The 8385-nt window shown below is 57.6% G+C and carries 6 protein-coding genes; all 6 read left to right on the forward strand.

The genetic code is table 11. From position 1 onward, the window contains the following. Window positions 1–122: 122 nt before the first annotated feature. Window positions 123–1352, forward strand: a complete 1230-nt coding sequence (locus ABSG47_RS19230; RefSeq protein ID WP_424171621.1) for a vWA domain-containing protein — start codon at window positions 123–125, stop codon at window positions 1350–1352. A gap of 109 nt (window positions 1353–1461) precedes the next feature. Continuing rightward, a complete protein-coding gene (locus tag ABSG47_RS19235) occupies window positions 1462–1920 on the forward strand; it encodes a ribonuclease H family protein (protein WP_424171624.1) in 459 nt (152 codons plus the stop codon). Window positions 1921–1963: 43 nt separating this feature from the next. Continuing rightward, window positions 1964–2569 carry a siphovirus Gp157 family protein gene (locus tag ABSG47_RS19240; protein WP_424171627.1) on the forward strand — a complete coding sequence of 202 codons (606 nt, stop codon included), beginning with the start codon at window positions 1964–1966 and terminating at the stop codon, window positions 2567–2569. Window positions 2570–2887: 318 nt separating this feature from the next. Then, window positions 2888–4666 carry a GH35 family beta-galactosidase gene (locus tag ABSG47_RS19245; RefSeq protein ID WP_424171630.1) on the forward strand — a complete coding sequence of 593 codons (1779 nt, stop codon included), beginning with the start codon at window positions 2888–2890 and terminating at the stop codon, window positions 4664–4666. A 158-nt stretch (window positions 4667–4824) separates the two neighbouring features. Beyond that, a complete protein-coding gene (locus tag ABSG47_RS19250) occupies window positions 4825–6513 on the forward strand; it encodes an alpha-L-fucosidase (RefSeq protein WP_424171633.1) in 1689 nt (562 codons plus the stop codon). A 37-nt stretch (window positions 6514–6550) separates the two neighbouring features. Continuing rightward, on the forward strand, window positions 6551–8230 hold the full coding sequence (locus ABSG47_RS19255; RefSeq protein WP_424171636.1) for a DUF5597 domain-containing protein: 1680 nt from the start codon (window positions 6551–6553) through the stop codon (window positions 8228–8230). Window positions 8231–8385 lie beyond the last annotated feature (155 nt).

Genomic DNA, 8385 nt, shown 5'->3' on the forward strand with positions numbered 1-8385 from the left:
AACATCGTCGCCGAGATGGATGGCCTGTTGCGCAGCCGGGAGGCGGCAGAACCCGCTGAGACCCCAAGCGCCGACGACATCTTCAACCGCATGTCCGCGTACATGGAGGCGCCTGCGGCGGCATGAGACATGAAACTCCAACCTCACTCCGTATTCAGAAAGCGCGCACGTCACTCATCCTCGACCATCCATTCTTCGGCTCGCTCCTGTTCCGCTTGAAGGGACACGAGTGCCGGTCGGTTCCAACGATGGCGACCGATGGAGTGTCACTCTACTACAACCCTGACTTCATTGAAACGCTGAACGCGGCAACACTGGCCGGGACGCTGGCGCACGAAGTCATGCACCCGGCCCTTCACCATCACGTGCGCCGCTCCGGTCGCGATCCGAAACGGTGGAATGTAGCGTGCGACTTCGCCATCAATCCCTTGCTTGTTGATGCCGGACTCAGCCTGCCCGATGGGGTTTTGATCGATAACCGCTTCCGTGGAATGAGCGCGGAGCAAATCTACAACCTCCTTGAATCGGAGTCGGAAACAGAGCAAGACTCGAGCAAAGAGGGTGTTGACGACCAGCCAGGAGGCGAGGATTCGAAAGACGAGGCGTCTTCTGGCGGCGGCTCCAATGAACCTTCCGCTCCCGCTACCGAAGGCGGAATTGGCCAGGTACTAGATGCACCCCACCCGGATGCGTCACAGCCGGGCGAGGGAACTCCAACCATTGAAGAACAGGCGAGGGAGTGGGATGTGGCGGTCAACCAGGCTACGACGGTTGCCCGGCAGGCGGGCAAGGTTCCGGCCGGCCTCAACCGGACCCTGGAAGGAGCCGCCGAGGCTTCGGTCGACTGGCGTGAGATGCTACGCCGGCTCTGGTCAGATACGATCGCGGCCGACTATAGCTGGATGCGACCAAACCGTCGCCATGTCTGGGCGGGTCTCTACTTGCCAGGAGTGATACGCGAGGGCGTCGGGGAGATCGCGATCGCCGTCGACTGCTCCGGCTCTGTCAATGCGCGGCAACTCGCGCTTTTTGAGGCCGAGGTGCGCTCGATTCTCGAAGGCCAGCGGCCTCAGCGTGTCCATGTCCTCTACTTCGATTCAGAAGTGCAGAAGGCGGAGACATACGAAGCCGGCCAGCCGGTCCACCTTAACCCAGTAGGGGGCGGGGGAACTGAATTTGGCCCATGCATTTATTGGCTCGATGAGCGCGGGATTCAGCCGCAGACCCTCGTCTTTCTGACAGATCTGTATGGCTCGTTCCCGTCGTTGGCTCCCCCCTATCCCGTGCTGTGGGCTTCGACCGGAAGCCAAAAGGCCCCCTTCGGCGCGGTCATCCCGATGCAGGCTGCGTAGTCCAAAGGGCCGAAGGCTTGCCATGCGTACCCAGTGGCAAACGCAAATCTTGATCTCACCCCAGTCTGTCGGTGAACGCCCCAAATTGGTTTCGGGAGGGAGGCTCTCTGTGGATCAGACTTATCGCATTTTCACGGACGGCTCCGCAATTCGCAATCCGGGCCCAGGCGGATGGGGTGTAGTCGCGATCCTGGGAAAGCAACGTTGGGAAATGTCAGGCGCCCATCCCTGGACGACTATCTCCGAGATGGAACTTGTTGCGGCGCTCAAGGCACTTAGGTCGGTTGAAGGCCGAGCGCGGATCGAGCTTCACTCAGATTCCGAATACCTGATCTATGGAATGCGCTCTTTTGTTTCTCGCTGGCAGCGCGAAGGCTGGCGAAACCGGCGCGGAATCCAACTGCAGCACCGCGAATTGTGGGCGGAGCTGATCGAGATGAACACACGGTTTTCAATTCGATGGAAGTGGATCAGAGGTCACAACGGGCATCGCGACCAGAGCCGTGCCGACCAACTGGCGTATGAAGCCGCTCGCTCCCTCTGTGTGCAACAGAAGGTAGCGGCATAAATGCCGACGAAGAATTTAGTTCGTCCGAGAAGGAGAGACACAGATGGCATCGATTGTGGAAACAAGCTCGCTGTTTGAAATCGACGTGGAGCTCGACGGACTCCTCGAAGAGATCGAAGGGCAAGTTGAGTCAGAAGGTCAGGCTGCGGAAGACCTAGTTGCTCGGTTCCAGCAATTCTGCGAGGCGCACGGCGAGAAGGTGGACCGGATCGGGCGTTTCCTGCGCCAGATGGAAGCGCGCGAACAGTTCTGCCGCAGCGAAGCTGCCCGGCTTAGCGACCGGGCCCGCGCCGCGGCCGGCAAGGTGGAGCGAACCAGAAACATGGTTCTCTACTACCTGATGAGCCGCGACCTCAAAACGATCGAGGGACGCGAGTTCACCCTGCGCGCCCAGAAGAACAGCCAGGACTCGGTCCGGATCACCGATGAGACTGCGCTACCAGTCGCCTTTCGCAGGATCAATGCCCGTATCGGCGGTGTCCTCTGGGAAACGCTTCTTGCAAATCTTCCCGGCGAGCTTGGCAAAATGCTCGAGAGCACATTGGAAGAGTCAAGGCCGGATACGGATTCAATCAAGGCGGCCATCCTGCACGAGGAACAGGTTCAAGGGGCAGAGCTGCGGCGGGGATGGCACCTGAGAATCAAGTAGCAGGGGACCTGCCTCTGAGAGCATGAATTTCTCAGATACTAGCCAGCCCCGAATCTCCCGGGGGATCTGGGAAGACATGCCGACTTCGGGGAGTAATCCTCGGGAGAACCTGTAACATGCAGAAAATAGGAAGTATACTTCGATGATTGGATTGCTGCCTCTACAGATCGCCAAAATCTGGTCACAAGCAATTTTAGGGACGTATCACCCACTTATCAGGGAATAGAATTTCCCTGGTGCGGCCTACCGGGTCTTCAGACGAGCGGAAGATATCTGTACGGCCAATCTCCCTGCTGAACCAGCCGATTGGAGGCTTGAATGCGCATCGTTCGCCTGTCTCTGTTCGCTTTGTACCTTTCTGTTGCCTGCCTGTCGAGTTCTAATCAGGCACAAAACCGCAACAACGCGCCACACCTCGAAAGGCACGGCGATGCCACGCAATTGATCGTCGGCCGGAAGCCCTTCCTGATTCTCTCCGGGGAGCTGACCAACAACGCAGCCACCGCTCTTGAACCCATGGAGACCATCTGGCCCAATCTCGTGGCCAGCAATCTGAACACGGTGCTCGTGGGAGTCTCGTGGGCGCAGTTTGAGCCGGAGGAAGGTAAATTCAATTACTCACTGGTGGATGGCGTCATTGCCAAGGCCAGAGAGAACCATCTGCACATCGTCTTTCTGTGGTTTGGCTGCTGGAAGAATGGCACCTCAAGTTATCCGCCCTACTGGGTCAAGAAGGACTATCTCCGCTTTCCCCGCATCCAGATCGGGGCAGGCAAGACGGTCTCAGTCTCCGGACCTGTTGAGTCGCTCAGCACCTTGAGCAGTGCCACACGCGATGCCGATGCCCAGGCCTTCACCGCTCTCATGCGCCATATCAAGGAGATCGATGGGACACAATACACCGTGGTGATGATTCAGGTCGAGAATGAAGTCGGCGTCTTGCGCGATACTCGCGACCGTTCTCCGGCGGCCAATCGCGCATTCGCCGGGCAGGTTCCCGCGGAATTGATGAACTATCTTCAATCCCACAAGGACAGGCTGATCCCCGAGTTTCGTGATGTTTGGGCCGCAAACGGTTATAAAAAGTCGGGGACATGGGAAGAGGTATTTGGCCCCGGCAAACCGGCTACCCTCGAGATCCCAATTCAGACCACCGCTGCGTTGCTGGGTCCTCTCGAACATGAAAACAGTTGGCAGCATCTGCACTGGGCCTCGGATGAAATCTTCATGGCCTGGAACTATGCGCGTTTTCTGGAGAGGGTTGTTCAGGCCGGCAAAGCCGCGTATGACATCCCGATGTATGTGAACGCATGGCTGCAGCAGCCGAACCACGCATGGCCTGGCACATATCCCAGCGGAGGCCCGCTCCCGCAGGTTCATGACATCTGGCGCGCCGGCGCCCCAGACATCAACATTCTTGCGCCCGATCTTTACCTCGAATACTTTGACGATGTCTGCGAGCGCTTCAAGCGTAGCGGCAATCCGCTCTTCATCCCCGAAACGAGTACCAATCCCGCCAACGTCATTATGGCTGTAGGTAAATACGACACCATCGGGTTCTCTCCCTTCGGCATTGATGGAAACAGGCCCATTCCGCCGGAGCTTGCCACCGTGTATGGACTTCTGGATCAAATGTCGCCCATGATTCTGGCTCGCCAAGGAACTGACTCGATCGCGGCTGTGCGGCTCAACCAGGGAGACCCGCCTAAAGAAGTCAAGCTGGGCAATTACACACTGACACTCACCTACACGGGTCGCAGCATGCACATTGCTCCGCAACCGAAAGGGCAGGTTGCCGCATCGCCGCAACCTTCTGCAACGGCAACCATCCCCGAGCCGCCTCTCGAAGCGGCTGCCATCCTCATCGCGACCGGTCCTGACGAATTTTACTTTGTTGGGGGCGGCATGCGAATCGACTTCACCCCCAACACTCCCGGGCCAATGAATGTCGGACTCGGCGATGTGCAGCAGGGCAAATTTGTCGACGGAAAATGGGTCGTCACCCGCCAAATCGCCGGCGACGACGATGCGCAAGGCGAAATCCTGATCTTGCGGCCATACACCATACTGCGTGCGACAGTCTATCGGTTCCCTTAGCGACACAACATTCAACCTCATTGGCCAGACAAATGCCCTTTCCGGCGGACTTGGCTGACCATCCATTACCATGGCTGCAGATTGAAACGTTTACAGTCTGGCCGTCTAGCAACCAACTACCGCGCGTCGTCGGGGACCGACTAATGAAAGCCCACTTCTTGTTTTTGTTCTTGATTGGGGTTTGTGCAACGCCGCCTTCCGGGTCGGCCCAAGCGAGTGATTCTGCCGCTCGGACATCGCAACCGGAAGCGGGAACTGCGGATGCCTGGGCGCCGACGCATGGGGTCAAATCGGCGGAACAGATCGACAAGGAATGGCAGGATGCGACCGCCAAATTCGATGGACGCCGCAATGCTCTGCTGAAGTTGGCCGATGAGCAAGCTCACGACGGACCATATCGCCCAGATTGGGAGACGTTGCGCAATCATCCTATTCCACAGTGGTTCAAGGACGCCAAGTTCGGGATCTTCATCGGATGGGGTGTCTACGCTGTCCCCGGCGCAGTGAATGAATGGTATCCGCACAATATGTACAGGCCAGGCGATCCGGCGCATGATGACTTTGTGCAGCGCTTTAGCGGTCTCGAAAGCCGCGGCTACAAGGACTTCATTCCAAGCTTCCGTGCCGAAAAATTCGATCCCCAGGATTGGGTTCGCCTCTTCAAACAGGCAGGAGCGAAGTATGTCGTTCCGATTGCCGAGCACCACGACGGATTCGCAATGTACGACTCAGACCTCTCCGATTGGACCGTGGTCAAGATGGGGCCGCATCGCGATGTTCTGGCGGAATTGTCGGCAGCCATTCGCGGAGCGGGATTGCACTTTGGGCTCTCCTCGCATCGCGCCGAACACAACTACTACTACGGAGAGGGCCGTTCGATCCGTTCAGATGTCAATGATCCGAAATATGCGTCCTTTTATGGCCCGGCCCACCAGTGGCTCAACGATCCGCATTTTAACCAGGTAAACGAATGGACCTATGTGAGCGATGCATGGCTCCGCGACTGGCTTGCAAGATCGGTCGAATTGGTCGAGAAGTACAAACCGGAGCTGATGTACTTCGACGGCGGCAACGGTCAACCTGCCTTCCGCACGAGCATGACGGAATTCACTGCATTTTATGATAATTTTGCAATAAGCCATCGCATCGACGGTGTGATCACACTCAAGGATTACGCGATGGAGTGGACTGCCGGAGCGAGGGACTTTGAGCGAAGCCTGCGCACGGATATCGATCCGCGGCCGTGGCAGACCGACACCTCCATCAGCAATCTGTCGTGGGGATACATGGAGCATGACCAGTTCAAGACGCCCGAGTTTCTTGTCCACCAATTGGTGGATATCGTCAGCAAGAACGGCAACCTGCTGTTGAGTATCGGCCCGCGGGCGGATGGGACAATTCCCGATGAAGTGAGAACCATCCTGCTGGATATGGGCGCGTGGCTTAATCGCAATGGCGATGCCATCTACGGGACCGAGCCGTGGACCGTCTCCGGCGAGGGGCCGACGCAGGTGAAGACAGGCTTTGCCACCGACCAGGAGATGAAGCCTTATACGCCATCGGACTTTCGCTTCACCAGGAAAGGCGAAAACCTTTACGTCATCAGTTTGGCCTGTCCCGCAGATGGAACGGCTACCGTTCACGCCCTTGGCTTGGCGGGCGAAGTGAAGGGCAAGGTGATCCGGGTGGTGGACCTGCTCGGGTCAAGCCAGAAAACCGACTGGCTGCAAACCACCGATGCGCTCTCAGTGAAGCTGCCCGCCGATGCCGATTGCAAATATGGCTTTGCACTGCGAGTCAATTTTGCGTTGCCTCAACAGATTCAAGCGCAGGGGATTACAAAATGAATTCCCGCGCAAGGCCGGGCCTGCAAGGAAGGTGTGCATGATGAAGATGAAAACGTTTGCCGCAGCCATAGTCGCTGCTCTATTTCCATTTGGGTTAGCCGGGTATTCGCAGGGGACGGCGCACCCCATCCCAAGTATTGCTCAGCAGAACGGCCGCTATGCCCTGATGGTCGATGGCGCGCCATTTCTCATGCTTGGTGCGCAGGCCAACAACTCAAGCGACTGGCCAGCCACGCTTCCAAAAGTGTGGCCCGCGATCGAGTACCTGCATGCCAATACACTCGAGATTCCCATCTACTGGGAGCAATTCGAGCCCAGGCAGGGGCAGTTCGACTACTCGCAGATCGACAGCGTTCTCGCTCAGGCCCGCGCGCACAACGTTCACCTTGTTCTGCTTTGGTTTGGCACGTGGAAAAACGGCAGCCAGCACTACATGCCGGAGTGGATGAAACTCGATCCGGAAAAGTATGCTCACGTCGTCAACAAGAACGGGGAACGAGTGGACTCGCCCTCACCGCTTGCGCGTCCCTCACTGGACGCGGACATACGCGCTTTTACTGCTTTCATGCGGCACTTGAAAGCAGCAGATCCTGAGCGAACGGTGCTGATGGTGCAGGTAGAGAACGAAACAGGCACCTGGGGAACGCCACGCGACTACTCTGCTGAAGCCAACAAGCTCTTCACGGCGGCGGTTCCTGACGATGTGTTGAAGGCCATGAACAAGACAGACGCAAAGGGAGAGGGCTGGGCCGAGGTGTTTGGTCCGGATGCTGACGTCTACTTCCATGCCTGGGCCATCGCCCGGTACGTGGGACAGATTGCCCTCGCCGGTAAGGCAGTTTACCCACTGCCTCTGTACGTGAATGCGGCACTGCGCAATCCGTTCAAAGGCGAGCCGGGGACCTACGAAAGCGGTGGCCCGACAGACAACGTGCTTTCCATCTGGAAGGCAGAGGCACCGGCGATCGACGTCCTGGCACCGGATATCTACCTGCTGGATACCCAGTCCTATCTGAAGGTCATCGAGCTATACCACCGGCCGGATAACGCCTTGTTCATTCCTGAGACCGCGGGAACGCCACGTGCGGCGCGTTTTCTTTTTGCTGCCTTGGGGATGCAGACGATCGGCTATTCCCCGTTCGGGCTGGACTATACGCGGACCAATCATCCGGAGAGAATGGTGCCCAATGAGCCGAACGCCTTTCTTGACCCCACGGCGCAGAACTACAAGCTTCTCAGTCCGATGATGCGCGACGTTGCCCGCCTGAACTTCGAAGGAAAACTGCAGGCTGTGGCAGAAGTGGAGGACCAGCCCAGGCAGACGCTTCACTTCGGAAGTTGGGACGCCGTGGTCTCATTCGGCGTTGGCCGGGGAGGCGCTGCCAAAGGGAATGCAGAGCCGATCGGACGCGCACTTGTGGCTCAATTGAGCGACAATCAGTTCCTTGTCACAGGATTCAATTGCCGCGTCGACTTCCGTCCTGCAGGCACTGCGCAGCAACAGAAAACTCAGGAGATCGTCGTCGGTACAGGTCAGACGCCATCGGCCCTTATCGATGGGAATTGGCAGCACCGTCAATTCCTGCGCGTAGAAGAAGGCGCGTATGAGAACGGCGTCTTCAAATCGCACCGCATTCTGAACGGCGATCAAACCGACTGGGGACTGGACTTCGGGTCTGACTCCGAGGTCCTGCGAGTTTCGCTCGCCAGGTATTGAAGCTTCGAACGCGAGGAAAGGTAATGTAAACCCCCTAGGAACTCATTGAAAAACGCCACAAGTCCTTGAATTCCTTGGGGAGTTGTGGACTTTTTGCCTTCAAACCGGTTTGAATTGGTGTTTTGGTGCGTGTTTATGGGGCTTTTCGGGTTCTG

It is taken from the genome of Occallatibacter sp., from assembly GCF_049510455.1.
In the GTDB taxonomy this organism is placed as follows: domain Bacteria; phylum Acidobacteriota; class Terriglobia; order Terriglobales; family Acidobacteriaceae; genus Telmatobacter.